24 protein-coding genes are annotated in these 23,058 nt (G+C 43.4%); 18 read left to right on the top strand and 6 right to left on the bottom strand.

Translation table 11 applies throughout. From position 1 onward, the window contains the following. Positions 1 to 15: 15 nt before the first annotated feature. Complete coding sequence (locus D1814_RS07350; protein ID WP_118490951.1) at positions 16 to 351, bottom strand: DUF1820 family protein; 336 nt, start codon at positions 349 to 351, stop codon at positions 16 to 18. 189 nt (positions 352 to 540) lie between these two features. Here D1814_RS07350 and D1814_RS07345 point away from each other — a divergent pair, with 189 nt between their 5' ends. Next, positions 541 to 2,178, top strand: coding sequence for a M28 family metallopeptidase (locus D1814_RS07345; protein ID WP_118490949.1), 1,638 nt, complete (start codon positions 541 to 543; stop codon positions 2,176 to 2,178). 45 nt (positions 2,179 to 2,223) lie between these two features. Here the strand turns inward: D1814_RS07345 and D1814_RS19565 are convergent, their stop codons facing one another. Beyond that, on the bottom strand, positions 2,224 to 3,066 hold the full coding sequence (locus tag D1814_RS19565) for an adenylyltransferase/cytidyltransferase family protein (protein ID WP_232368998.1): 843 nt from the start codon (positions 3,064 to 3,066) through the stop codon (positions 2,224 to 2,226). A gap of 108 nt (positions 3,067 to 3,174) precedes the next feature. Here D1814_RS19565 and D1814_RS07330 point away from each other — a divergent pair, with 108 nt between their 5' ends. Next, complete coding sequence (locus D1814_RS07330) at positions 3,175 to 4,239, top strand: CDP-glycerol glycerophosphotransferase family protein (RefSeq protein WP_118490947.1); 1,065 nt, start codon at positions 3,175 to 3,177, stop codon at positions 4,237 to 4,239. Between the two features lie 81 nt (positions 4,240 to 4,320). Here D1814_RS07330 and slmA read toward each other — a convergent pair whose 3' ends face one another. Next, positions 4,321 to 4,908, bottom strand: coding sequence for a nucleoid occlusion factor SlmA (gene slmA, locus D1814_RS07325; RefSeq protein WP_118490945.1), 588 nt, complete (start codon positions 4,906 to 4,908; stop codon positions 4,321 to 4,323). Between the two features lie 114 nt (positions 4,909 to 5,022). Continuing rightward, positions 5,023 to 6,252 (bottom strand): bifunctional phosphopantothenoylcysteine decarboxylase/phosphopantothenate--cysteine ligase CoaBC, encoded by a 1,230-nt coding sequence (gene coaBC / locus D1814_RS07320; RefSeq protein ID WP_118490943.1) that lies wholly within the window; start codon positions 6,250 to 6,252, stop codon positions 5,023 to 5,025. A gap of 205 nt (positions 6,253 to 6,457) precedes the next feature. Between coaBC and radC the strand changes: the two genes are divergently transcribed. From radC to mutM, 9 genes are all read left to right on the top strand, one after another. Further along, positions 6,458 to 7,135 carry a RadC family protein gene (gene radC, locus D1814_RS07315; protein ID WP_118490940.1) on the top strand — a complete coding sequence of 226 codons (678 nt, stop codon included), beginning with the start codon at positions 6,458 to 6,460 and terminating at the stop codon, positions 7,133 to 7,135. A gap of 92 nt (positions 7,136 to 7,227) precedes the next feature. Further along, complete coding sequence (locus D1814_RS07310) at positions 7,228 to 7,581, top strand: hypothetical protein (protein ID WP_118490938.1); 354 nt, start codon at positions 7,228 to 7,230, stop codon at positions 7,579 to 7,581. Between the two features lie 94 nt (positions 7,582 to 7,675). Beyond that, positions 7,676 to 8,365: a YjbF family lipoprotein gene (locus D1814_RS07305; RefSeq protein ID WP_118490936.1), complete on the top strand. Its 690-nt coding sequence runs from the start codon at positions 7,676 to 7,678 to the stop codon at positions 8,363 to 8,365. Then, a complete protein-coding gene (locus tag D1814_RS07300) occupies positions 8,365 to 9,114 on the top strand; it encodes a capsule biosynthesis GfcC family protein (RefSeq protein WP_118490934.1) in 750 nt (249 codons plus the stop codon). Before D1814_RS07305 ends, D1814_RS07300 begins: the two co-directional genes overlap by 1 nt. Further along, positions 9,111 to 11,228, top strand: coding sequence for a YjbH domain-containing protein (locus tag D1814_RS07295; RefSeq protein ID WP_118490932.1), 2,118 nt, complete (start codon positions 9,111 to 9,113; stop codon positions 11,226 to 11,228). Before D1814_RS07300 ends, D1814_RS07295 begins: the two co-directional genes overlap by 4 nt. A gap of 330 nt (positions 11,229 to 11,558) precedes the next feature. Further along, entirely contained in the window at positions 11,559 to 11,795 is a 237-nt protein-coding gene (gene rpmB, locus D1814_RS07290; RefSeq protein WP_012516576.1) for a 50S ribosomal protein L28, read from the top strand. Between the two features lie 11 nt (positions 11,796 to 11,806). Continuing rightward, on the top strand, positions 11,807 to 11,962 hold the full coding sequence (gene rpmG / locus D1814_RS07285) for a 50S ribosomal protein L33 (protein WP_012516577.1): 156 nt from the start codon (positions 11,807 to 11,809) through the stop codon (positions 11,960 to 11,962). A 372-nt stretch (positions 11,963 to 12,334) separates the two neighbouring features. Continuing rightward, positions 12,335 to 12,799 (top strand): hypothetical protein, encoded by a 465-nt coding sequence (locus tag D1814_RS07280; protein WP_118490930.1) that lies wholly within the window; start codon positions 12,335 to 12,337, stop codon positions 12,797 to 12,799. Next, positions 12,800 to 13,609, top strand: coding sequence for a bifunctional DNA-formamidopyrimidine glycosylase/DNA-(apurinic or apyrimidinic site) lyase (mutM, locus tag D1814_RS07275; RefSeq protein ID WP_118490928.1), 810 nt, complete (start codon positions 12,800 to 12,802; stop codon positions 13,607 to 13,609). It abuts the gene before it with no gap. A 58-nt stretch (positions 13,610 to 13,667) separates the two neighbouring features. Here the strand turns inward: mutM and coaD are convergent, their stop codons facing one another. Both coaD and D1814_RS07265 read right to left on the bottom strand, forming a co-directional pair. Further along, a complete protein-coding gene (coaD, locus tag D1814_RS07270; RefSeq protein ID WP_025257092.1) occupies positions 13,668 to 14,156 on the bottom strand; it encodes a pantetheine-phosphate adenylyltransferase in 489 nt (162 codons plus the stop codon). A 109-nt stretch (positions 14,157 to 14,265) separates the two neighbouring features. After that, positions 14,266 to 14,991 (bottom strand): 3-deoxy-D-manno-octulosonic acid kinase, encoded by a 726-nt coding sequence (locus D1814_RS07265; protein ID WP_232368997.1) that lies wholly within the window; start codon positions 14,989 to 14,991, stop codon positions 14,266 to 14,268. A gap of 93 nt (positions 14,992 to 15,084) precedes the next feature. Here D1814_RS07265 and D1814_RS07260 point away from each other — a divergent pair, with 93 nt between their 5' ends. The 7 genes from D1814_RS07260 (at position 15,085) to glpE (ending at position 22,968) form a co-directional block, all read left to right on the top strand. Then, the gene (locus D1814_RS07260; protein WP_118490924.1) at positions 15,085 to 16,089 is read left to right on the top strand and encodes a glycosyltransferase family 9 protein; all 1,005 of its coding nucleotides are present in this window, start codon (positions 15,085 to 15,087) and stop codon (positions 16,087 to 16,089) included. Between the two features lie 87 nt (positions 16,090 to 16,176). Beyond that, positions 16,177 to 16,650, top strand: a complete 474-nt coding sequence (locus tag D1814_RS07255; RefSeq protein WP_118490922.1) for a hypothetical protein — start codon at positions 16,177 to 16,179, stop codon at positions 16,648 to 16,650. Further along, complete coding sequence (locus D1814_RS07250; RefSeq protein WP_118490920.1) at positions 16,647 to 17,822, top strand: hypothetical protein; 1,176 nt, start codon at positions 16,647 to 16,649, stop codon at positions 17,820 to 17,822. The genes D1814_RS07255 and D1814_RS07250 overlap by 4 nt, the downstream gene beginning before the upstream one ends. A gap of 9 nt (positions 17,823 to 17,831) precedes the next feature. Then, positions 17,832 to 20,276: a bifunctional diguanylate cyclase/phosphodiesterase gene (locus D1814_RS07245; RefSeq protein WP_118490918.1), complete on the top strand. Its 2,445-nt coding sequence runs from the start codon at positions 17,832 to 17,834 to the stop codon at positions 20,274 to 20,276. 162 nt (positions 20,277 to 20,438) lie between these two features. Continuing rightward, a complete protein-coding gene (locus tag D1814_RS07240) occupies positions 20,439 to 21,635 on the top strand; it encodes a glycine C-acetyltransferase (protein ID WP_118490916.1) in 1,197 nt (398 codons plus the stop codon). Beyond that, positions 21,632 to 22,657, top strand: coding sequence for an L-threonine 3-dehydrogenase (gene tdh / locus D1814_RS07235; RefSeq protein ID WP_118490914.1), 1,026 nt, complete (start codon positions 21,632 to 21,634; stop codon positions 22,655 to 22,657). Before D1814_RS07240 ends, tdh begins: the two co-directional genes overlap by 4 nt. Then, complete coding sequence (glpE, locus tag D1814_RS07230) at positions 22,657 to 22,968, top strand: thiosulfate sulfurtransferase GlpE (protein ID WP_118490912.1); 312 nt, start codon at positions 22,657 to 22,659, stop codon at positions 22,966 to 22,968. The genes tdh and glpE overlap by 1 nt, the downstream gene beginning before the upstream one ends. Positions 22,969 to 23,058: the final 90 nt, after the last annotated feature.

Genomic DNA, 23,058 nt, shown 5'->3' with positions numbered 1-23,058 from the left:
GATTGACGCCGGTGGCTACTCTTTCGTTGGTGTATATATTGGACTAGGGAAAGCCGTTACTTTATCAGATTTATTTTCTAAATTAGTAATTTTGGCTGTTCCTTTTTTGTTTACGGCGTCAATGCGTAAAACGTTGTGCATAGGAACATAAGTTTTTGTTACTTCAGAAAATTCAGCTTTTAACCTTTCATGACTAGGATCTACAACAACACTCGTGTGGGTATCCCACACAAAGTCGCCTATCTCGATGAAGCCAAATAAAGCGCCTTGCATAAGGGTTTTTACATATAACTCATAACGTTCATTATTGCTGATAAATTGAACGCGATAAAGAATATCGTCTTTCGACATGGTTGCTGCTCTTAAGTAAAAAAATATAAATACTCCCGGAATCTGATCCGGCGTTTGGCTAACAATTTTACCTTGCTCCTAAAATGCGAGCAACGGTAGGAAACTCATGGTAAACGTATGCAGTTTAATAGTATTTCGGCTATTAACTGCGTTACCATGACGCACACTTAGTTATATGGTGAAATTACAATGATAAAAAAACTACTTATAGGTAGTGCAATGACGGCAATGACCTTTGCTGCTACTGCGCATAACCACGCATCGACAGACAATGCTTTCAACCCTGATACACAGCGTATTAAATCACATCTGTTTTTCTTAGCAGATGATTTACTTGAAGGTCGTGATACTGGCTCTCGCGGTCATGAAATTGCGGCGCTTTATATTGCTACCGAATTTGCCAAATATGGTTTAAAGCCGGCAGGTACAGACGGTTACGTACAAAACGTATCGTTTCGTAAAGCTAATCTGGTTCAAGAATCTCCTAAGTTTACCTTCACCCAAAACGGCGAGACCATCAATTTTGATTATCCAAAAGAGTACTTAGCTAGTCCGAGCTTGCTTAGCACCGAGGCCAATGTAAAAGGCGAAATGGTATTTGTCGGCTACGGTATCGTAGCTGACGAGCTATCTCACGACGATTACAAAGACCTAGATGTAAAAGGTAAAATTGTGGTGGCCCTTGCGGGCAAACCCAGCGACTTTCCATCAGAAGAGGGCGCTCACTTTGCCTCTGGCTATCAAAAGCAAAAGTATGCGGTAGATAATGGTGCTATTGGCATGATCACCATTACTACGCCTAAAAATGAAAAAGTGCGCCCTTATCAAAGTCGTTTGAACTACATTCATACACCGCGTATGGCCTGGTTAGACGACAAAGGTCAGCCTGCGAACCGCTTTTCTCAGCTTAAAGGCGGGGCTTATATGAGTGAAGGGGCTGCGATTAAGTTATTTGAAGGCGCAGAAAAAAGCCTTGATGATGTTTATGCACAGCTTGAAGCAGACAAAGTACCGCAAGGTTTTGCGTTAAACGGTGTGGTAGATATCAGCAAGAAGAGCGTGCACGACACCATTACAAGCCCAAATGTTGTAGGTATATTAGAAGGCTCAGATCCCGAGCTTAAAAACGAATACGTGGTTTTCTCTGCTCACTCTGATCACATTGGCTTTGCCAAAACAGTGAAGAAAGACAACATTAACAATGGTGCCATGGACAATGCGTCTGGTACGTCAGTGATGTTAGAAACTGCACGCCTGTTTAGCGAAATGAAAGAAAAGCCAAAGCGCTCAATTCTGTTCGTGTCGGTAACCGGTGAAGAGAAAGGCCTGCTAGGTGCAGACTATTTCGCTCGTAACCCAACGGTACCTGTTACATCAATGGTGGCGAACGTAAACTTAGATATGCCAATTCTAACCTACGAGTTTGCAGACGTTATTGCTTTTGGTGCAAACCACAGCGATTTGCAAGAGTCAGTGGAAAAAGCGGCTGCTAATGCCGATATTGAGCTAAGCCCAGATCCATGGCCAGAGCAGGCACTTTTCACTCGCTCAGATCACTATGCGTTTGTAAAACAAGGTGTACCTTCAGTGTTTATGGTGCCGGGTCTTAAATCTAAAGATCCTAACGTAGACGGAAGCAAGGTGTTTGGCCAGTTCTTATCTACGCACTATCACAAGCCTAGCGATGATATTAATCAGCCATTTAACTGGAATGCTGCAGAGACGTTCACTAAGGTCAACGCACAAATCGGTTGGACGTTAGCAAACCAAAAAGATAAGCCGAAATGGAACGATGGCGATTTCTTTGGTAACACGTTTAGTAAGTAAACGGCTATGTATGAGCTAGCAGTTCACTGCTAGCTCATAACGCTGTTATAGCTTTCTTTTAAGGACGGTAGAGCTAACGTTGGGTGTATAGTCAAAATAAACCATATCACAGGTTACGCTAGGATATTTTCCCTTCCAATCAGAACCCACTGAAATCGCATCAATATTGTATTCATCTACCACTCTTTGTTTATTTTTATCCACCTGAGGGATAACTTCATCCACATATCGGTTGGACTCGAGGATGGAAATTCGTTCCTCAAACGGGATAAGCGGTGGGCGTCCTTTAGACTTCTCGATGAGATCGTCGGTAGAGACGCCTACAATCAAATAATCACAAAGCGCTTTTGTCTTCTTCAGTATATTTAGGTGCCCTTGATGAAAAATGTCAAAGCAGCCTGATGTATACATTCTTTGATATTTTTTACCCGTCTCGGATGCGTTAGTAGATGAAAGTAATGCAAAGTCAGCGCGTAACGTTGCTCTTAATTCAGTAAAATAATCATCATCTAATTCAAGCTTTTCGCTTAAGACAGGTGGCTTAGGCCAATGTTTGTCTTCAAAAGATTCTTCGCAAAAAATCACTGGATGTTCATAACGGGGAATAACGTGGAAATGGACAGCAGGATCCACCATCATTAACATTAAATAGTTTATTTTGCAGAAGTTGAAGCGTTTTTTGAGCACCTTTTCTATATCTGCAACAACGATCTTTTGTTCTCTAGCCGCCTCTTCTGAAATATCAGAATAGTTAAAGACATTGTCTTTACATATAAGAACTAATGAACCAAGTGTTACCTGTCCAGGTCTGAGTAAAACATGCCAGTAGTCGTATGTTTTAAGAAGATTATCGGGATAACCAAATTTAGATAAGGTAGTGTTAAGCATAGATCATGTTTTATGAATGGCATTTTGCACACTGTAATACAAATAAGGTATTACGCACAGTCGCTTATTTCTTTTTGATACTTACAATAAATAATTATAAGAAAATTTATGAAGATAGCTTTTGACACCGTTAATGTATATTACTTACCTCAATTTATTCCTATATGTGAAGAACTTGCTAAGCGCGGTCATAAAGTTAAACTCGTTTGCTATAGCAATAAAAACAATGTTCAGAAATTCGAAAAAGTTTTATTGTCGCTAGGCTATGAGTTTTGCTGGGTAGATGATGATAAAGCCGCCAGAGACTTTTATTTGAAAGAGTCCCCTGATTGGATTTTCTTTGGCAATGGCTTTCCTTACTTAGATGATATTCACAAAGCCAGTAAAACCGCACAACTCGGTCATGGTATTGGGCCTAAACCTAGCTACTATCACAAATCAGCTACGCCTATGACGGTTAGGTTTATAGAGGGTAAACTACGTTTAGCTAAGATTAGAGAGCTATACCCGAATGACGAGTTTGTTCAGGTTGGCTTTTCCAAGCTCGATCCCTTATTCAACAATACAGAAACAGGTTTAAAGTACAATGAATTGGGTTTGGATGAGAATAAGCCGACCCTATTGTTCGCTCCCACGTTTAACCCAAGCTCACTTGAATGTTTTCCTGATAATTGGCCAAGCCACTTTCCTGATTTCAATATTCTTATCAAGCCACATACCTTTACCTACTCTCGTGAAGCTTACAAAAATCAGCGGAAAAAACTGAAAAAGTGGGAAGAGTTTAGCAACACCTATGTAGCAACTGAAACAGACATATCTTTACTTCCTTTTATGAAAGAAGCGGATATTTTAGTCAGTGAAGCATCGAGCACACTCTTTGAGTTTGTTGCGTTATCTAAACCTGTGATTGTATGTAATTTCTTTAAGTTGAAGTGGTCGTATCGAGGTATTTTCAAATACCGCTTTAAGAAGCGCTTTGGTAAAGATAACGTGATTTATCAAAATATCGGGCTTCATATAAACAGTTATAAAGAACTACGAGGCGCGATAGAAAAGCAATTAGAAAATAGAGATTTATATAAAGAAGAGCGTGAGGCATATACGGAAGATCACGTAGGCCCTACGGATGGTAAAAGCTCGCTACGCATAGTTGATTATATTGAGAAAAATTAACTGCGAATAGCTGTGTGGAAATGAAGCAGAAAAAGCATCAGTGATATGCGAAAAACTGATGCTTAGTCTAAATCTAATCCGTTACACAAACATCTGTTTAAATGCGGCCCACTGTTCATTGAACTGCTCGGTGGGCTTGCGGGTAAAGCCGCTGCGAATGAAGCCGTTGATACGTCCATCTGTATAGCAAATCATCATATTAGCGATGGTCGCTTCATCGGCGGAAAGGGTTTTCCCTTCACGCAGTTTGCGCTCTCTTAGCACTTGTTTAAGCTGGGTTTCTAAACGTTCAAAAAGCTTGGCGATACGCGCACGTAACCGGTCTTGCTCACCCATTAACGCATCGCCGTTCAAAATACGTGTAATACCTGGGTTCTTTTCGGCAAAGCCTAAAATAAGGTGAAGAATAAGCTGACAGCGCGTGAGTGAGTCTTTTTCTTCGTTCACAATTTTGTTGATACGCGTAAAAAGCGTTTCTTCAATAAACTCAATAAGCCCTTCAAACATTCGCGCTTTACTGGGGAAATGGCGATACAGTGCCGCTTCAGACACGCCGACTTTTTCCGCTAACTTAGCAGTAGTGATACGTTGACCTGGGCTGGTTTCTAACATTCCAGCAAGTGCTTGCAGAATTTGGGCTCTGCGATTTGTTTTTTTGACAGCAGGCATGACGAAAGTGGTTCCTCCGCTACCGAGTATAGCAACCCGGGCTCCGTGTTAAGTTGGCTTACGCCAAAGCGTTTATATTTATCGTTTTTATTATCGACACTTAATAAGTATCTGTTAGTTTTTATTATTTAAAGCGAAACGTTCTGCAATGAGCGTTAGCAGCTGCTCGGCTAAAGCAGCTTTGCTGGTGGCAGGCAATCGTTTATCGCCGTCTTGCCATATTACGTGCAGCGCGTTTTTATCGCTATTAAACCCCAGACCTTCAGCCGTTATATCATTTGCCGCAATCATATCTAGCTTCTTTTTGGCAAGCTTGCCGCGGGCGTAATCTTCTACATTTTGGCTTTCAGCTGCAAAGCCTACGCAAAATGGACGGTCTTGTCTGTTGGATACAGTTGCTAGAATATCAGGGTTTTTAACAAAAGTAAGTGTTAACTCATCCCCTGTTTTCTTTATTTTATTGTCCGCCACTGAGCAGGCCTTGTAGTCGGCAACTGCAGCGGTACTGATAAAGATATCAGTGGACGGGGCAAGTTTTTCACAAGCGTTAAGCATTTCATCTGCGGTGGTAACATCAATACGGTTACAATGGGTAGGCGTTGAAAGTGCTACTGGCCCTGCAACTAGCGTTACGTTCGCGCCCGCTTGTGCTGCAGCTTGTGCAATGGCAAACCCCATCTTTCCAGAACTGTGATTAGAGATATAGCGTACCGGATCTAACGGCTCTCTGGTTGGCCCTGCAGTAATGGTGATTTGCTTTCCCACTAAACCTTTTAATGCTAAATCCAACACTGAAGACTCAGTTTCATTTTTATTTAATACATTGGCGATATCTACAGGTTCAACCATGCGACCTGAGCCTACATCACCACAAGCTTGCTCACCACTTGCTGGGCCAATAAAGGTTACACCGTCTTCTTGAAGTGCAACAATGTTGCGCTGTGTCGCCGATGCTTTCCACATTTGCTGGTTCATTGCGGGTGCAACAAAAAGTTTAGCGGTTGTGGCCAAGTAAAGCGTGGTTAGTAAGTCATCTGCCATACCGTGAGCAAGTTTAGCGATTGTATTTGCCGTGGCTGGCGCAATAAGTAGGATGTCGGCCCATTTTGCTAATTCAATATGTCCCATAGCGGCTTCTGCGGCTGGGTCTAGAAGGTGCTGATGCACCGGGTTTCCTGACACAGCTTGAAGCGATAAAGTGCTCACAAACTCTGCAGCAGAGTCGGTGACTACAACACGTACGTTTGCACCTAATGCGGTGAGCTTTCGCACTAAATCTGGGGCTTTATAGGCGGCAATACCACCCGTCACACCCAGCAAAATGTTTTTATTAGCAATAGACATAAAAGAACACTAAATCTAAATATTGATATTAGCCTACCATGGTGACAAAAAATCGGATAGCTGAACAAAAGTCGATCTTGGCGTTTAGATACTGTTTGTCTTTTATCTGTTCAATTTCAACAAAAGAAACCCGCCTTTTATACAGTCGTTAATTTCTTTCAATTCAACTATAACCACTGTTTTATTGAGTTAACGGACCAAGAACATGTCGATAAAAGTATGGCCGATAAGTGAGAGGCCAAGAGAAAAGCTACTACAGCACGGCGCAGAAAGCTTGAGTGATGCTGAGCTTATCGCAGTGTTGCTGGGTAAGGGTATTGAAGGAAAGAATGCCCTATCTGTAGCGCATGAATTGTTAAACGAACTCGGATGTTTGCGAGGAGTGGTAACCGCAACGAAAGAAAGCTATTCAAAAGTGTCAGGTATTGGGCCGTGCAAGTACGCCCAGTTCCAAGCTGGGTTTGAAATTTTTAAACGTAATTTAGAAATAAAGCTTAAACGGCAAGATGTATTTAACAACGTAGATGACACTAAGCGTTACTTGCAGGCCAAATTAAGAGACTGCGAAAGGGAAAAATTTGCGCTTTTGATGTTAGATAGCCAACACCAACTTATCGCTTTTCGCACCATGTTCAACGGAACGATCAATAGCGCTGCAGTGTATCCGCGAGAATTGATCAAGCAAGTTATGATCGACAACGCGGCGGCGATCATTTTGGTCCATAACCACCCTTCAGGCGTAGCAGAACCGAGCCATGCAGACATTCGGCTAACAGCCGAGATCAAAAATGCCATGGCATCGATCGATGTGCCCGTGCTTGATCATTTTGTAGTGGGAGACAAAGAAACCATTTCATTTGCGCAGCGTGGCTTGCTAACATAAGATTTCTAAGTCATTTGTCGATTATAATCTAGTCAAATGGTTGAAAATGATTTAGCATAGGACTTAGTGGGTAATTTTATTAAAGGACTGTTATGAAGAAGTCAATTATTGCATTGTTTGCAGCTGCTACTATGGTAGCTGGTGTTAACGCACAAGATAACGAAGGTGGAACTTCAGGTATTGGTGGCGTAAGTGGTGGCATGATCGCTACTGGTGTTGTTGCTGCAGGTATCATTGCTGGTGTAGCAAACAACAACTCTGCAGATGCGCCAGGAAATGGTGGCACTACTCCAGGTGAACCTACTTGCGAAGGCGACGACCAAATCGTAGACGACGTATGTGTTGGTACAACTAACACTGTTACTGTGACTACTTCTGGTACAAGCACTGTAACTAAAACAATTACTGTGCCTGTTACATTTACTTACGCGCCGACCGTACAGTAAATTTAAGTGTATTCGAAAAAGCCGCTTCTTTTAGCGGCTTTTTTTATTTTTACAGCAAAACTTTCTCATTCTTAGTGTTTGTCGGCGTACTTTAATGAAACTATATATTCTATCGGCCTTTATCGGCTTTCTTTGCCTTTCTCTTTCGGGTTGTTCTACAACCACACTCGCTTATTACAATACGCTTAAACTTGCTTTAAAAGACCGCACAGTAACTTACACCGTTGAAGAAATCGCGGTGAGTAAGGCGGATATTATGCAAATTAAAGCGGGGGAACGAGACACAGCCTCTCTTGCATTAGCCTACATTGATGGTGATAAGTATAAATGGGTCTCGGGTGATAGAGTCATCTTCACCATGCACCACGGCATAATTGTTAAAACTGAAGGTTTAGATAACGACCTCTTTTATACAGGTAATTTGCAACATAATCCGTTAGCCACCAATGATGTATTGCCTTTTAGCTGGAAGCGTAAAGTGGATATCGACGCAATTGGCTACGGTGTTCCGGTGGACTCTTCATGGCGAATTGTGGGAGAGGAAACTCGCGAATATCTAGGCTTTTCTGTGCCTCTTATTAAAGTCGTAGAAACCGTAGACTTTTCAGAATATACCCCCTTTATAGACGTGGGACTGTCGTGGGAAAATACCTATTTCCTACATAAACACACGAAAGAGCTTATGGCCACGAAGCAACAGTTCAGCCCTGAGGGTGACGTATACGACATGGTTTATTTAAGCCGTGTGGTACGTGAGATGAACAAACAAGGAGTAACGCAATAATGAAGTTTATTTCTACGCTTTTTATTGCCTTAGGTCTTATTACATCTACAAGCTTGTACGCCAATGACGGTCTTGTAAGCGTGATGGTGAACAAGCAAACTTATCAGTTTGACCGACCAATCAGGTTATCAAGTGTGTTGTCCATAGTGGCTGACAATGGTGATTGGTATTGGCCTACAGCTTCTGCATTTGATTTAACCAATCCAACAGCTGAAAGAGAAAAAGAGATTGCGTTGTCGCAAATAAGAGAACTGCTAGCTAGCTTTGATAAAGACTCAGACACTCACAAAGCGCTACAAAATCTGTTTGAACAAGTGTCATCATGGACAGTGTCTACGCGCATCGATATGCCTATTTCTTACAACCGAGCTCGGTTGTTCTTCGAAGAGAATCCTATGTTCCAGCCGGGTAAATATTGGATCCGTCTGAACGGGCGACCTAACGTAGTGCATTTCTCGGGTGCGGTAATAAAGCCTGGTGCTTATCAGCATCAAAGTGATACCTCAATATATACAGCAGCTCATACGGTTGAAAAGGCGGTAGACGCCGACAGAAGCGTCGTTTATGTCATTGATCCAACGGGCAATATAGAAGAGAAGGGTATTGCATACTGGAATTTAGATTTTGCTCAGCTTATGCCTGGTAGCCAGGTTTATGTGCCTATTTCTTCAGAGCTTTTCAGCAATAAACTTAAGCAATTAAATGAGCGGGTTGCCGCGTTAGCTGTACATAGGGTTTTACCTCAATGAGTGCGCCATTATTATTTAAGAAAAAAATATCTAAGAAAAAAACACTCGCGCTGGTAATTGGCAGCGCATTATCTTCTGCCGCATTGGCTGATACTCAACTTCGCGTTACGCCATCGCAGATGGTACAAGGTGGTAATGGACTTATCCAAACTCCAACCGCGCGCATGCGAGAAGAAGGCGGAATGGCCATCAACTACACCGACAACGGTGAATATCGTTTTTGGTCAGTGAATATTCAGCTTTATGACTGGATGGAAGCAACCGCTCGCTATACCGATGTACGTACCCGTCTATATAGCCAAGTTGAATCATTCAGTGGCGACCAAACCCTAAAAGATAAGGGGCTAGACGTTAAATTCAGGCTATGGAAAGAAAGTTATTACCTACCTGACATCAGCGTTGGTTTTAGAGACTTCGGCGGCACAGGCTTTTTTGAAAGCGAATACATAAACGCCAGTAAATCTGTGGGGCCATTCGATTTTCACTTAGGATTGGGGTGGGGATATTTAGGTACAGCTGACGATATCACTAACCCGTTTTGTGAGGTTAGAGACAGCTTTTGTGAACGCCCAGACGGATTCTCAGGTCGTGGCGGTAAGGTCGATTACGATCAGTTTTTTAAAGGTACTACAGCTTTCTTTGGTGGCGTAGAGTACCAAACGCCGTGGGAACCGTTAACGCTAAAGCTAGAGTTTGAAGGAAACGATTACTCACGTGACAGAGCCGGTCAGTTAGAGCAAGATTCTCGCTGGAATGTGGGAGCGGTATATCGCTATAAAGCCTTTGATTTCTCGCTAAACTACCAACGTGGAAACACTATTGGTTTTGGCGTGACATATCGATTCAACATGAATACAGCATCACAGATCAAGTTTGACGATGCGCCGCGAAACTTATTGGGAAGAAATGCTCCGTCCGATGTTAAAGATGTGAATAAATCGCGTCTTTACAATGACCTTTATAATTCAGGCGGTTTCGTTTTATCCGATGCTGAAATTAAAGAAGACAGCGCAACTTTCTACGGAACGCAGGTTAAGTATCGCGATCAAGATGAAGCTATTGAGCGGGTAGGTCGTGTTGCGGCTTCTGAGCTTCCTGATAGTGTTAAAACTTATCATATGGTAGATAATCGTGGCGGCATTCCTATGGTCGATACACAAATAGATGCAGAAGCCTTTATCTCTGCCGCCCGCTATGAGTCAGTGGATGCTGATATAACTGAGACCTACACAAGAACATCACCTTCTGAAGAAGTGATGGACGCTTACGACCCCGCAAATACGTCAGGCTTTTTCTATAGCACCGACTTCTTTTTCACTCAATCGTTTGGTAACCCAGAGGACTTCTACCTTTATCAAACTGGGCTATTACTGAACGGTGGCTATGCGTTTAATGAAAACTTCTCGGTGGTGAGTAGTGCACGAGTGACGCTTCTTGATAACTTCGATAAGTTTAATTACCTCGTGGATGGTGAAGACGTGTCTTTACCTCGCGTGCGTACCCGGGTACGTGAATATGTGTCTGAAAATGATGTATGGTTAGATACCGCGTTTTTACATTACAAAGACGATATTGCCGACGACCTTTATGCTCAAGCATACGCAGGTTATCTTGAAACCATGTTTGCTGGTGTAGGTGGTGAAATTCTTTATCGCCCTGTCGATAGTAATGTCGCCTACGGCATCGATATTAACTACGTTAAGCAGCGTGATCCTTACAGCCAAACAGGCTTAGAGGATTACGACACGATAACCGGCCATGCAAGTGTCTATTGGCAGCCTGAATTCCTAGATGATACGCAAATTACGGTTAGTGCAGGTCAATTCTTAGCGAAAGATAAAGGTGTAAATATTGATTACGCCAAACGCTTTGATAGCGGCATTATAGTAGGTGCTTACGCTGCCTTCACTGATGTATCGTCAGAAGAATATGGAGAGGGCAGTTTTACTAAGGGCTTCTATATTTCCATTCCTACCGATTTGTTCTTGTTAGAGCCGTCGAAAGGGCGAGGATTATTCCCTTGGGTACCAATCTCTCGTGACGGTGGGCAAATGTTACGCCGACCTTCAAGGTTGATAGATTTAACTGAAGTTAGGTCGCCTTTTTTTGACTAAATAGAAAAGCGCCACGTGAATGTGGCGTTTTTTTTGCCCGTAGGTATTTCAATTTAGCTATGAAATTAAAGCGTAGATTGAGTATTTATTCGTAGCTTAACTGCGAAGAGAAAAGTACAATACAGGCCGTGAAAAATGAGTGCTGGTGGTATTTTGTGCAAAAATAGTACGTAAAAGTAACCTTTTTGTACTTTCTTATTGAAATGATCCTGCCTTTGCTGTATAAAATGCGCCCTCTAATTTATAGTAATACGTCATTTGACCCAACCACTGTTTGAGCGCTTGGGATTAACTGACGCGACAGTTATCGTTGTTCTGGAGACAAATACAATGTCAAGAGTATGCCAAGTAACAGGTAAGCGTCCAACGGTTGGTAATAACCGTTCACACGCACGAAATGCGACTCGTCGTCGCTTTTTACCAAACCTTCAAACACACCGTTTTTGGGTTGAGAGCGAAAGCCGTTTTGTAAAACTACGTTTGTCTGCTAAAGGCATGCGTATCATCGATAAGAAAGGTATTGATTCAGTACTAACTGACATCCGTGCCCGTGGTGAGAAAATCTAAGGAAGCCGACAATGCGTGATAAAATTAAACTAGTTTCTTCAGCAGGTACAGGTTTCTTCTACACCACTGATAAAAACAAGCGTAACATGCCTGGCAAAATGGAGATCAAAAAGTATGATCCCGTTGTGCGTAAGCACGTTATGTTCAAAGAGGCCAAAATCAAGTAATTAGCTTGCTTTTGTCTCCACGAAAACCCAGCCTTTGCTGGGTTTTTTGCTTTTTTACCTTTAGCAATTGTTCGTATACCTCCCAGATCTCTGCCAGATCGCAACGTAGCGTACAAATGATCCCTGATAATTAATGGGCCAATAATGTCCTTGTCTATTTCAGACCAAACGTTACCATCAGCCCGAAAAAAGTTTGCTTCTAAAATATCAAGACACATAAAGCTCAGCACCAAACGCTAAGTGGCCCATGGTTTATGTAAACAAATGCCCATACATTTTCAAAGCCATCTAAAAATATTGAGTTAGCTTATAAGAGAGCGAGGTATTACTATATTCCGGTATTTATAGTCGACCATTTTACAGGAACAACGCGTGGCAAGAATTTCTCAGCGGGCAATGAACAACGTCGTTATCATTGCAATGCTCATTATGATTGCACTATTCAATTTAGATAGTTTGGTACCAAAGAAAAACCCTGTACAAACGCGCAGCTTATTGCCCGAAGATGCTTACGTCCTAAAGATAGAGCATGATAACAATAGCCTGGAACGTGTAGGGCAACAATGGCGTCAAAAAGGTCTTAACACCAGCCTCGCAGTAAAACCTGATGAGCAGTTTTCACATTGGCAACGGGCTATGTTGAATCCAGCAACTGAGGTACCTGAATCGGTCTTGAATACACAGCCGTTTATTGTAGTGGTGTGGCTGGCGGGAAATAGCGACGGCAAGGTTTACGCTATTTATCCTAATACATCACCTGTAGTGATCAAATTCGAAAATAACTGGTACACATTAACCAATACCGACCTTGATAAATTATTACCTTGGACACGATAAATGCCTGAATTACCAGAAGTTGAAGTAAGCCGTTTGGGCGTATCACCTCATCTAATCGACAATACCATTACTCAGGTGGTGGTAAGAGAACGTAGAATGCGCTGGCCCATACCAGAGGAAGTCTCGCTGGTAGAAGGGCAAAAGGTAATAGCGGTAAAGCGTAGAGCGAAATATCTACTAATTGAAACTGTCACAGGTACACTGGTTTTACATCTAGGTATGTCAGGCAAACTGCGGGTTATTGACGCAACTACACCCGTTGTGAAACACGACCACGTGGACATTGTTTTAAATACTGGTAAGTGTTTGCGCTTAAACGACCCTAGACGCTTTGGGGCGGTTTTATTTCAGGCGCCCAATACGCAACAATCAATGTTCGACAACTTGGGCCCAGAGCCTCTTACAGACGACTTTGACGATAAACGTTTATTCAGTCTATCGCGCAACCGCAAAGGCCCGGTAAAGAACTACATCATGGATAACGCTATCGTTGTCGGTGTAGGCAATATCTATGCAAACGAAGCCTTGTTTCTAGCGGGCATCGACCCGAGAAGAGCCGCGGGTAATATCAGTGCCGCTCGCTATAAGTCACTTACTGCAACAATAAAACAAGTACTTGCTAAAGCCATCGAGCAGGGCGGTACTACGCTAAAAGACTTTGCACAAACCGACGGTAAGCCAGGCTACTTTGCTCAGCATTTAAACGTTTATGGAAGAAAAGGCGAGCCTTGCGAAGTGTGCGGCAAAGTAATTGAAAGCAAGGTGATAGGGCAGCGCAATACATTTTTCTGTACTCGCTGCCAACGCTAAATATAGCTAAAAAAGAGTCATAGCTAGTAGCTACTCAACACTGGAAAAGCCGGTTTATTTAGCTTTTTTTACCTAGCCTGTCTCTTAACGCTTGCTCTACTACGGGGTGACAAAAACCATTTACTGCACCCCGGTGCAGCGCTACTTCTTTTACTAACGTAGATGATATAAACGAATTTTCTTCCGCTGGGGTTAAAAATACACTTTCAAGTTTTGGATTAAGACGTCTATTCATATTGGCCAGTTGGAATTCGTATTCGAAATCAGACACCGCACGTAAACCACGAATCAAAATCGTCGCGTTTTGCTCATCCGCAAAGTCCGCGAGTAAACCCGTAAACCCTACTACCTCAACATTAGGTAGATCGGCGGTAACTTTCTTTATCATTTCTACCCGTTCTTCTAACGTAAATAGCGGCTTTTTGCTTGGATTAGAAGCGATAGCCACAATAACGTGAGAGAAGAGCTGAGATGCGCGTTCAATAAGGTCTGCATGACCGTTAGTAATTGGGTCGAAAGTACCTGGATAAAGTGCTCTAGTGTGCATAAAATTGAATCTTATTGTCGTATAGGGTTTATAGGTTCAACGGGGCTACTGTACCACATTAATGAGTAATGCTAAGTACTGCTGCAATTATGTTTATTATTCGCGGTTTTTAACGCTTTACCAATTCCTTATAGCCATCTAAGCATGCAGTCCAGTCGTCTTCTTTCCAGTGAAATACCGGGTTTTTGGCTCGCTCTTTATGCAAAGAACGCAATAGGCGATCTAAGTTACTTTGCTTCCAGCTATCCCCTTGACGCTTCGAGCATCGATCAAAGTCGATAAGCCAAATTTGCTTATCGCTATCAATCATAATGTTTCGAATATTCGCATCGTGATGATACACCTGGCAATTGTGCATTCGAGCTAGCGCTCGCCCTACCTCATACCATTCGCCTTTTGATAATGGTTGCTGGCACAAAACCTGGTGCAGATCTTGGCTGTTAGGAATGTTCAGGGTGATGATATCGCCCCGATAAATCAAGCCTCTGCGATGAATACGTGCAGCAACAGGCGTTGGTACCAAAAGGCCCTCAGCTCGCATGTATTCGAGCAGTGTAAATTCTTCGAAAGGTCTAGAGTGTTCAATACCATTAAAAAAGTACTGGTCGCTAAGTACTTTCCCCACTAGGCCGCCGCGCATAAAGTGGCGTAAAACCCATTGTTGACCTTCATGCTCAATGAAGATGGTTGTACCACGTCCTTTGGCTTGACCTGTTATCTTGTTTTGTAGCTGCCAAAATTCAGGGCTGAACATTTCTGTATTAGGCTGACTGACCAAGGTATTGTCGAATATAAAGTGGTGCCCAGCACCTATGTCTCGTCGCATTGTCGTCATGTTGCCCACAACTTATGGTAAATTTCACATTCTAATGATTTATTTTGGTTTTTCAGCAACGAGAGAGCTTCTGTGGGAAAAAAGATTTGTTTAATGCGCTTATCGGCCATTGGGGATGTATGTCATGCCGTCGCTATGGTTACTCGAATTCAATCACAGTGGAGCGATGCTGAAATTACGTGGGTAATAGGGAAAGTGGAGTATCAGCTCGTGAAGCTGATGCCAAACGTAAGGTTCATTATTTTTGATAAATCAAAAGGAAAAGCTGCAGTAGAGTCGCTCAAAGCACAAGTGGCGGGTGAAACCTTTGATGCTTTATTAATGATGCAGGTGGCGCTACGGGCGAACTTCGCTTCGCGAGTGATTAAAGCAAAACAGCGCATAGGTTTTGACTGGGCGCGAAGTAAAGAATTGCACTGGTTGTTTGCTAATAAACGGGTGGCTGCTACAGAACACGCTCATGTGCTTAAAGGTTTTATGGATTTTGCCGATGCATTGGGCGTACCCGAGTCAAAACCTGTCTCTTGGGATATTCCTGTTGCATCAGAAGATGCGAAGTGGGGAGAAGAACAAGCAAAAACGTTGGGTAAATATGTCGTTATCTCACCAGCGGCAAGTAAGGCAGAAAGAAATTGGTTGCCGCAACGATACGCTAGTATTGCTGACTATATCCAAGAGGCTGGAGTCACCGTGATATTATGCGGCGGTCCAGGAGAGTTAGACCGCAAAACTGCCGATGCAATTAAAGCGCGTGTGAAATATCCGCTTAAAGACTTTACTGGGCAAACAACATTGCATCAGCTGCTTATGTTACTAAAGCATGCCCACCTAGTTATTGCACCAGATACTGGGCCTGCCCATATGGCAACTACCGTGAGCACGCCTGTTATTGGGCTATACGCTCATTCTAATCCACGTAGAACAGGACCTTATAACAACCTTGATAGGTTGGTATCGGTATATGATGAATGCATAGAAGAGCAAAAAGGGAAACCCTGGAGCGCCTTACCGTGGGGAACGCGAGCCAAAGGGAGTCAGTTAATGGAAAAAATTACCGTGGACATGGTTAAGCAGAAAGTTGCGCCGTTCCTCGCTTAATTTTTTTATCTTAAGGTAAAACTACCAACTATTATCTACACTTAGCGTTGTGCTGTGTACTTCTTTTTAACAGGGAGTCATTACTGAATGAAAAAGCCCGCTTTGCGATGGCTGTCCGCGATTCATACTTTTGCTGAATCTAAAAAAGTACTGCTAACGCTAGCGGTGCTATTTTTGTGTGTGCCTAAAGCAAATGCATCGGAACTTAATGTCATGGTGAACGAAAGTGTAATGGTTGAAGAACTTAGTCGCTCAGAACTTCGACAGATTTTCACGGGGCAGCGCCAGTATTGGGAAAATGGCACTAAAATTACCGTTTTTGTACTGCAAGACAGCAATGAGTTACACCGTCAATTTTGCCGCGATATTCTCCAAATGTTTCCTTATCAGCTGTCTCGTCTTTGGGACCAAATTACCTATTCTGGACAGGGCATTACCCCTATCAGAGTAACCTCTTATCAAGCGCTAGTTGATGCATTGGAAAATACGGTAGGTTCTATCGGTTATGCTGAACGAACTGATATCGTTAAGCTTAGACGCGTTGAGGTAGATTTAGAATGAAAGTATACATCGCTTTAGCGCTTGGGCTATTCAGCTCGTCTTTTGTTAGCGCGCAATCAGACTTTACATGGCATGGCTATGTTTCACAGGGCCTAACCCAGTCGAAAGAAAGTAGTTTTATTACTGACGATAATAATGTGACGGGTGAACTCACCGAAATCGGTTTAAACGGTTATTATCAGCTTGCTGAAAATATATCTATTGCTGGCCAAGTTAACTATCTAGAAGGAGGGAACCGCTTCGAGCAAGGTGCCCGCCTCGATTATTTATTTGTCGACTGGAAACTGCCTAATTTACCTGGCAAGTGGCGAGGGCAAATTCACGCAGGGCGCTTTAAAAACATCCACTGGCTTTATTCATCGACCAGAGATGTCCCTCAAACGCGATATACCTCAATATTGCCTCAATCGGTATATAACGACGGGTTTCGCGATGTTGCATTGGGCAGTAACGGCATACTGACCAGTTTTTCTAATTACGGTAAGGAATATACTTGGGAGCTTAATTGGAGCTACGGACGCTCGAATATTAACGATTCTCAGCGCGAATTTCTCTTAGGTAACGAAGTTAAAGGCAAAATCAAACAAGACTTTGTGCACCAAGCAAGTGTGTTTTTACAACCCTCATCCATGACATGGAAAATAGGCGCTGGCTGGCTTAATTCCGATTTCAGGTACACGCCTTCGTCAGATGAAGATGGTTTGCCGGGCAGCGCGAATATAGAACGATTTATGGTGTCTGCACAATACTTTGCTGAACGTTGGGAAGTGTCTGCAGAAATAATTCGCGATAAACAAAACAGCCAAGGGCTGTTTGCACCTGACTTTACCGAAAAGCGCACTGGTGAAGGTGGTTTCGTTCAATTTAGGTATTTATTTAACAACGAAATCAGCGGTCTTATTGGCTACGATACCTATATTAACGATACCTCTGACAGTGACGGCAAAGACCTAGAGGAAAGTACAGGGGGCCTTATACCTGCCTACTTTGGGTATCAAGACACTTACACGGTGGGTTTACGCTGGGACATTGCACCGAAATGGCGATTACAGGGCGAATATCACTGGGTTGAAGGGGCAACGCGTGTAGTCAGTTTATTAAACCGTGATGTGGCATCCCACTCTGATAAGCATTGGGAAATGTGGTCAATACAATTGATGTATTGGTTTTAAGGGTAAAAGATGAAGGTTCAGGTATCTTTCACCACGAAAACCATTGCTATTTTGCTGGCTATGGTTTTAACCGTTACTATCGTTATATCCACCGTGCTAATTCAAGAGTCTGAAGCACAGGTTGTGATGCAGCAGCGGGAAAGCCAAATTAGCAACCAGCGTCGGGTTCAGCTATTCGAAGATATACTTCATAGCCGTATGATCACCCTTATTGATATCTTAAGCCGTAAAAATGGTACGTATTCTAATAACCTTGGTGATTTGCATAATACGCTAGATGACCTAAGCGAATACCTAACCCTCAATTTTCAGGTAGAAACCCTTTACTTATTCGACGAAAACGGGGTCGTGGGAAAGCCCACTTACCCTGTTAACGGCACTATCAAGCGGCTAGTAGATTCTACTCGGGCAACATTTGAAAGCCGTTCGTTACTGGTCTGCGAAAGCGTATGTACTCACTACATTTCCATACCTATAATGGCATCGAGTGATAATGTGCCGGTTATTATCTTGTCTACTTCCATGCGCGAGTTACTGTACCTGTTCAGTCGCGCCACTGATGTATATAAAGTGGCGGTTGTTCAGGCAGATGAATCACAGGTTGAGAAAATTGCGTTAAAGGTATCGAGTCAGGTTTCCGCTGCTAATAAACAATTTTTAAATTCGCTTATTAAGGCATTGCCTGAAAACTGGCGTGTTGACGACCTTGTGATAAAAGGGGTCAATGTAGAGTTAGACAGTAAGCAGCTTTTAGTTAGCCTTCTACCTTTCGACCATGCCGCTGGCGATCACCCTTATTTGCTTATCGTTCAAGATGTGTCAGCAATGATACGTCAAAACGAGCAATATCAGTACGTGGTTATCTCAAGCGCCATCGCTTTATTTCTTCTTTTCTCTTCATTGCTATACCTTTTCTTAAATCAATATCGCACAAGGCTGTTAGACATAAGCGAACGCCTGCCTATGTTGGCAGAACATAAATTTAGCGAGTTTTATACGGTTGCGGCAAAGCGTCGAAGGTTACCCGTATTTAAGCTTACCGACGAACTTGATGTAGTTGAAGAGGCGGCGAACGATTTAGCGCGGCAGTTAGAAAGTTTTGACGGTCAAATGGCGATAAACACCGCTAAGCTAGAGAAAATGGCGATGTTCGACGTGCTGACAGGGCTGCCTAACCGCAACATGTTGACCTTTCAAATCGAAAAACAACTGGCCAGTTCAATTCGCGATGACAGGCTAGTTGCGCTTATGTTTATGGATTTAGATGACTTTAAAAAAGTTAATGATAGTCATGGGCACGATGTTGGCGACAAGTTGCTTAAAGCTGCTGCAATGAGAATCTCAAGACCTATTCGGGAATCTGATATTGCGTCACGGTTTGGGGGCGATGAGTTTGTTATTTTGCTGTCCAATATAGAGAGCAAAAAACATGTCGATACGGTCGCGCAAAAAATTATCGACGAGTTCCAAGAGCCCATTATTGTTGATGGCGTTACTTTTTATGTTTCAATCAGCATTGGTATTGCCATTACTAATCACTCCCGCGCTACACCGGTAGAGCTGCTGCGCCATGCCGATATTGCAATGTACGAAGCCAAGGCAAAAAAAGGTGCTGAGTTCAGGGTGTATGACGCCACCATGAATCTCAAGGTGATGCAAAAAGTTGAATTGGAGTCTGAGGCTCGTGAGGCGCTAAGAGGCAATCAGTTTAGTCTTGCCTTGCAACCACAGATAGACATGCACAGCGGCAAGCTTATGGGCTTTGAAGCACTACTGCGCTGGTATCATCCTAAAAAAGGGCATATATCGCCGGGCGATTTTATTCCTCTGCTTGAAAACACGTCATTTATGCTTGAACTTGATTATTGGGTGATCACGCGCTCCACCCATTTAGTTAACGAGCTCAAAAACAGCGGCTACCCAGATATTAAGGTGGCAATAAACTTGTCTGCGGGGCAGTTCCTCGACCCTAGCTTGCCTGAATTTTTGCAGCACCAAATTATCAAAAACAATATCGCTCCCGACCAAGTTTGCCTAGAGCTAACTGAAACCGTATTGGTCTCTGATATCAAACGGGCAACAGGAGTAATGCAGACCATACGTGACATGGGGTGCATGTTAGCGATTGATGACTTTGGGACAGGCTATTCATCCTTAAGCTACTTAAAATCACTGCCAGCCGACTACATAAAAATAGATCGCTCTTTTGTTGCCAACATTGGCAGCAGTGCAGATGACAGAAATATTGTGCATTCCACCATATCAATGGTGCGTAATATGGGCATGCAGGTGGTAGCTGAAGGCATTGAAACCAATGAGCAATACGAGTTGCTTTGTCATTTCGACTGCCACCAGGGACAAGGGTATCTTATCAGCCGCCCTATACCTGAAGTAAACCTCTGGGACACATTAAGAGACAAAGTAGAAAACGGATTTTGGAAAGATTTTGCCTAGTACTTAAAACCAATTAGCGTGATTCAGGCGTTTTTCGTTGGGTGTGCTGAATAATTTACAAACTTAGTCGACAAACCCATTAAATACAGCGCATGGGTGTGTACCCTTTCACGCGCTTTCATTACACTAGCGGGTTTTATATACCCACACTTGGAGAATGGCATGTCTGCGGCATTTATTTCTCATTTGCAATCGCAAATTGAAGCCACGAAAGAAGATGGTTTGTACAAAAAAGAGCGTGTAATTACGTCGCAACAACAAGCGGATATTGGCGTTGCTGGTGGCGAGCACGTTATTAACTTTTGTGCTAACAATTACCTTGGCCTAGCAAACAACGAAAGCTTAATTGAAGCGGCGAAAGAAGGTTTGGATAGCCATGGCTTCGGTGTAGCATCTGTGCGATTCATTTGCGGTACACAAGACATTCACAAGCAACTAGAAGCCTCTATCAGCGACTTCTTAGGCACCGAAGATACCATTCTTTATCCTTCTTGCTTTGACGCCAACGGAGGTTTGTTTGAAACCCTACTTGGGCCGGAAGACGCCATTATATCTGATGCGCTAAACCACGCGAGTATCATCGACGGAGTTCGCTTGTGTAAAGCCAAACGTTATCGCTACGCTAATAACGACATGGCAGTATTAGAAGAGCAATTAAAGCAAGCCGATGCCGACGGCGCGCGCTTTAAAATCATCGCTACCGACGGCGTATTCTCTATGGACGGTGTTATTGCCGACCTTGCTTCAATATGTGATTTAGCCGACAAATACGGTGCCATGGTAATGGTTGATGACTGTCACGCCACGGGTTTCTTAGGCGAAAACGGTAAAGGGAGCCATGAATACTGCGGCGTAATGGGTCGTGTAGATATTATCACAGGAACGTTAGGCAAAGCCCTTGGCGGTGCCTCGGGCGGTTATACCTCGGGTAAAAAAGAAGTTGTAGAATGGCTACGTCAGCGCTCGCGTCCTTACCTATTCTCTAACTCAGTTGCGCCACCTATCGTTTCAGCATCGTTAAAGGTGTTTGAAATGATGAAAGAAGGCGATGAGTTACGCGCTAATCTATGGCGAAATGCCAACCATTTTCGCAAGCGCATGGAAGAAGCGGGCTTTACCCTTGCAGGTAAAGATCACGCCATTATTCCAGTAATGCTGGGCGATGCCCGCTTAGCCAGTGAAATGGCCGACAAACTGTTAGAAAAAGGCATTTACGTTATTGGCTTCTCTTACCCCGTTGTACCAAAAGAACAAGCCCGCATTCGTACGCAAATGTCAGCAGGTCATAGCCTTGAACACGTTGATAAAGCCATCGATGCGTTTATCGAAGTAGGCCGTGAAATGGGAGTGATTTCATGAAGTCGCTAGTAAAAGCGAAAGCGGAAAAAGGTATTTGGCTACAAGACACGCCAAAGCCTGAAGTAGGGCACAACGACCTACTGATTAAAATTCGCAAAACCGCGATTTGCGGTACTGATATGCATATTTACAATTGGGACGAGTGGTCGCAAAACACCATTCCAGTACCTATGGTAGTCGGGCACGAATATGTGGGCGAAGTAGTGGGAATGGGACAAGAGGTAAAAGGCTTCAAAGTTGGCGATCGTGTATCCGGCGAAGGTCATATTACCTGTGGTCACTGCCGTAACTGTCGTGCTGGCCGCGTTCATTTATGCCGCAACACCGAAGGTGTGGGCGTAAACCGCCCTGGCGCATTTGCAGAATACTTGGTTATTCCTGCATTCAACGCGTTTAAAATCCCAGACAATATCAGCGACGACCTTGCGTCTATATTCGACCCCTTTGGTAACGCTGTTCATACCGCGCTTAGTTTCGACTTAGTCGGTGAAGACGTACTTATCACAGGTGCTGGACCTATCGGGATTATGGCGGCAGCGGTCGCCAAACACGTAGGTGCCCGTCATGTTGTGATTACTGATATCAACCCGTATCGTCTAGAGCTTGCTGAAAAGATGGGGGCAACCCGCGCTGTTGATGTAAGTAAAGAAAACTTACAAGACGTTATGGACGAACTGGGTATGTCAGAGGGCTTTGACGTTGGCCTTGAAATGTCTGGTGTGCCGGTAGCTTTCAGAGACATGCTCGACAAGATGAATCACGGCGGCAAAGTGGCTATGCTAGGTATTCCTCCGCAAGACGTTGCTGTCGACTGGAACCAAGTTATTTTCAAAGGCTTGGTGATAAAAGGTATCTATGGCCGAGAAATGTTCGAAACCTGGTACAAAATGGCGAGCTTACTACAAAGCGGCCTGGACCTTTCACCCATCATCACCCATACCTTTTCCATTGATGACTTTCAGAAAGGGTTTGATACCATGGGGTCTGGACACTCAGGTAAAGTTATTTTGGATTGGCAATAATGACAACATTCTCACACATTAGCGTAAACGACGTGGCTAATTTTCAAGGCGACGTAACTATTGTGGATATTCGCGATCCTCAATCGTTTGCTAATGGCCATATGCCCAATGCGGCACCGCTTAACAACGATAACTTTGGGGCGTTTATAGATCAAACACCTAAAGATATCCCCGTTGTTGTAGTGTGTTACCACGGCGTAAGCAGCCAGCAGGCTGCGCAAGTGATTGCTCAGCAAGGTTTTGAGACCGTTTACAGTATGGACGGGGGCTTTGAAGCGTGGCGACAGGCGAACCCAGTAGTAACCGAATAGCGATTTTATAAAGGTGCACAATGTGCACCTTTATTTTATGTTTTGCAGGTCTTTCACTATTTCAGTATAAAGAGTCAGTGACGAGAGCTA

Origin of the sequence: Alteromonas sp. BL110, assembly GCF_003443615.1 — a bacterium.
In the GTDB taxonomy this organism is placed as follows: domain Bacteria; phylum Pseudomonadota; class Gammaproteobacteria; order Enterobacterales; family Alteromonadaceae; genus Alteromonas.
The sequence above is the reverse complement of the archived record's forward strand: the minus strand, read 5'-3'. Positions and strand labels throughout refer to the sequence as shown.

What these genes read in the sequence shown, in the direction of transcription:
- coaD (WP_025257092.1), bottom strand. Translation starts at nt 14,156, where the DNA reads ATGCACACTAGAGCACTTTATCCAGGTACTTTCGACCCAATTACTAAC.
- D1814_RS07295 (WP_118490932.1), top strand. Translation starts at nt 9,111, where the DNA reads ATGAGTGCGCCATTATTATTTAAGAAAAAAATATCTAAGAAAAAAACA.
- rpmB (WP_012516576.1), top strand. Translation starts at nt 11,559, where the DNA reads ATGTCAAGAGTATGCCAAGTAACAGGTAAGCGTCCAACGGTTGGTAAT.
- D1814_RS07240 (WP_118490916.1), top strand. Translation starts at nt 20,439, where the DNA reads ATGTCTGCGGCATTTATTTCTCATTTGCAATCGCAAATTGAAGCCACG.
- D1814_RS07265 (WP_232368997.1), bottom strand. Translation starts at nt 14,991, where the DNA reads ATGACGACAATGCGACGAGACATAGGTGCTGGGCACCACTTTATATTC.
- D1814_RS07260 (WP_118490924.1), top strand. Translation starts at nt 15,085, where the DNA reads ATGCGCTTATCGGCCATTGGGGATGTATGTCATGCCGTCGCTATGGTT.
- D1814_RS07345 (WP_118490949.1), top strand. Translation starts at nt 541, where the DNA reads ATGATAAAAAAACTACTTATAGGTAGTGCAATGACGGCAATGACCTTT.
- D1814_RS07300 (WP_118490934.1), top strand. Translation starts at nt 8,365, where the DNA reads ATGAAGTTTATTTCTACGCTTTTTATTGCCTTAGGTCTTATTACATCT.
- coaBC (WP_118490943.1), bottom strand. Translation starts at nt 6,252, where the DNA reads ATGTCTATTGCTAATAAAAACATTTTGCTGGGTGTGACGGGTGGTATT.
- D1814_RS07350 (WP_118490951.1), bottom strand. Translation starts at nt 351, where the DNA reads ATGTCGAAAGACGATATTCTTTATCGCGTTCAATTTATCAGCAATAAT.
- slmA (WP_118490945.1), bottom strand. Translation starts at nt 4,908, where the DNA reads ATGCCTGCTGTCAAAAAAACAAATCGCAGAGCCCAAATTCTGCAAGCA.
- D1814_RS19565 (WP_232368998.1), bottom strand. Translation starts at nt 3,066, where the DNA reads ATGCTTAACACTACCTTATCTAAATTTGGTTATCCCGATAATCTTCTT.
- D1814_RS07310 (WP_118490938.1), top strand. Translation starts at nt 7,228, where the DNA reads ATGAAGAAGTCAATTATTGCATTGTTTGCAGCTGCTACTATGGTAGCT.
- D1814_RS07245 (WP_118490918.1), top strand. Translation starts at nt 17,832, where the DNA reads ATGAAGGTTCAGGTATCTTTCACCACGAAAACCATTGCTATTTTGCTG.
- radC (WP_118490940.1), top strand. Translation starts at nt 6,458, where the DNA reads ATGTCGATAAAAGTATGGCCGATAAGTGAGAGGCCAAGAGAAAAGCTA.
- D1814_RS07250 (WP_118490920.1), top strand. Translation starts at nt 16,647, where the DNA reads ATGAAAGTATACATCGCTTTAGCGCTTGGGCTATTCAGCTCGTCTTTT.
- rpmG (WP_012516577.1), top strand. Translation starts at nt 11,807, where the DNA reads ATGCGTGATAAAATTAAACTAGTTTCTTCAGCAGGTACAGGTTTCTTC.
- tdh (WP_118490914.1), top strand. Translation starts at nt 21,632, where the DNA reads ATGAAGTCGCTAGTAAAAGCGAAAGCGGAAAAAGGTATTTGGCTACAA.
- D1814_RS07255 (WP_118490922.1), top strand. Translation starts at nt 16,177, where the DNA reads ATGAAAAAGCCCGCTTTGCGATGGCTGTCCGCGATTCATACTTTTGCT.
- D1814_RS07330 (WP_118490947.1), top strand. Translation starts at nt 3,175, where the DNA reads ATGAAGATAGCTTTTGACACCGTTAATGTATATTACTTACCTCAATTT.
- D1814_RS07305 (WP_118490936.1), top strand. Translation starts at nt 7,676, where the DNA reads ATGAAACTATATATTCTATCGGCCTTTATCGGCTTTCTTTGCCTTTCT.
- glpE (WP_118490912.1), top strand. Translation starts at nt 22,657, where the DNA reads ATGACAACATTCTCACACATTAGCGTAAACGACGTGGCTAATTTTCAA.
- mutM (WP_118490928.1), top strand. Translation starts at nt 12,800, where the DNA reads ATGCCTGAATTACCAGAAGTTGAAGTAAGCCGTTTGGGCGTATCACCT.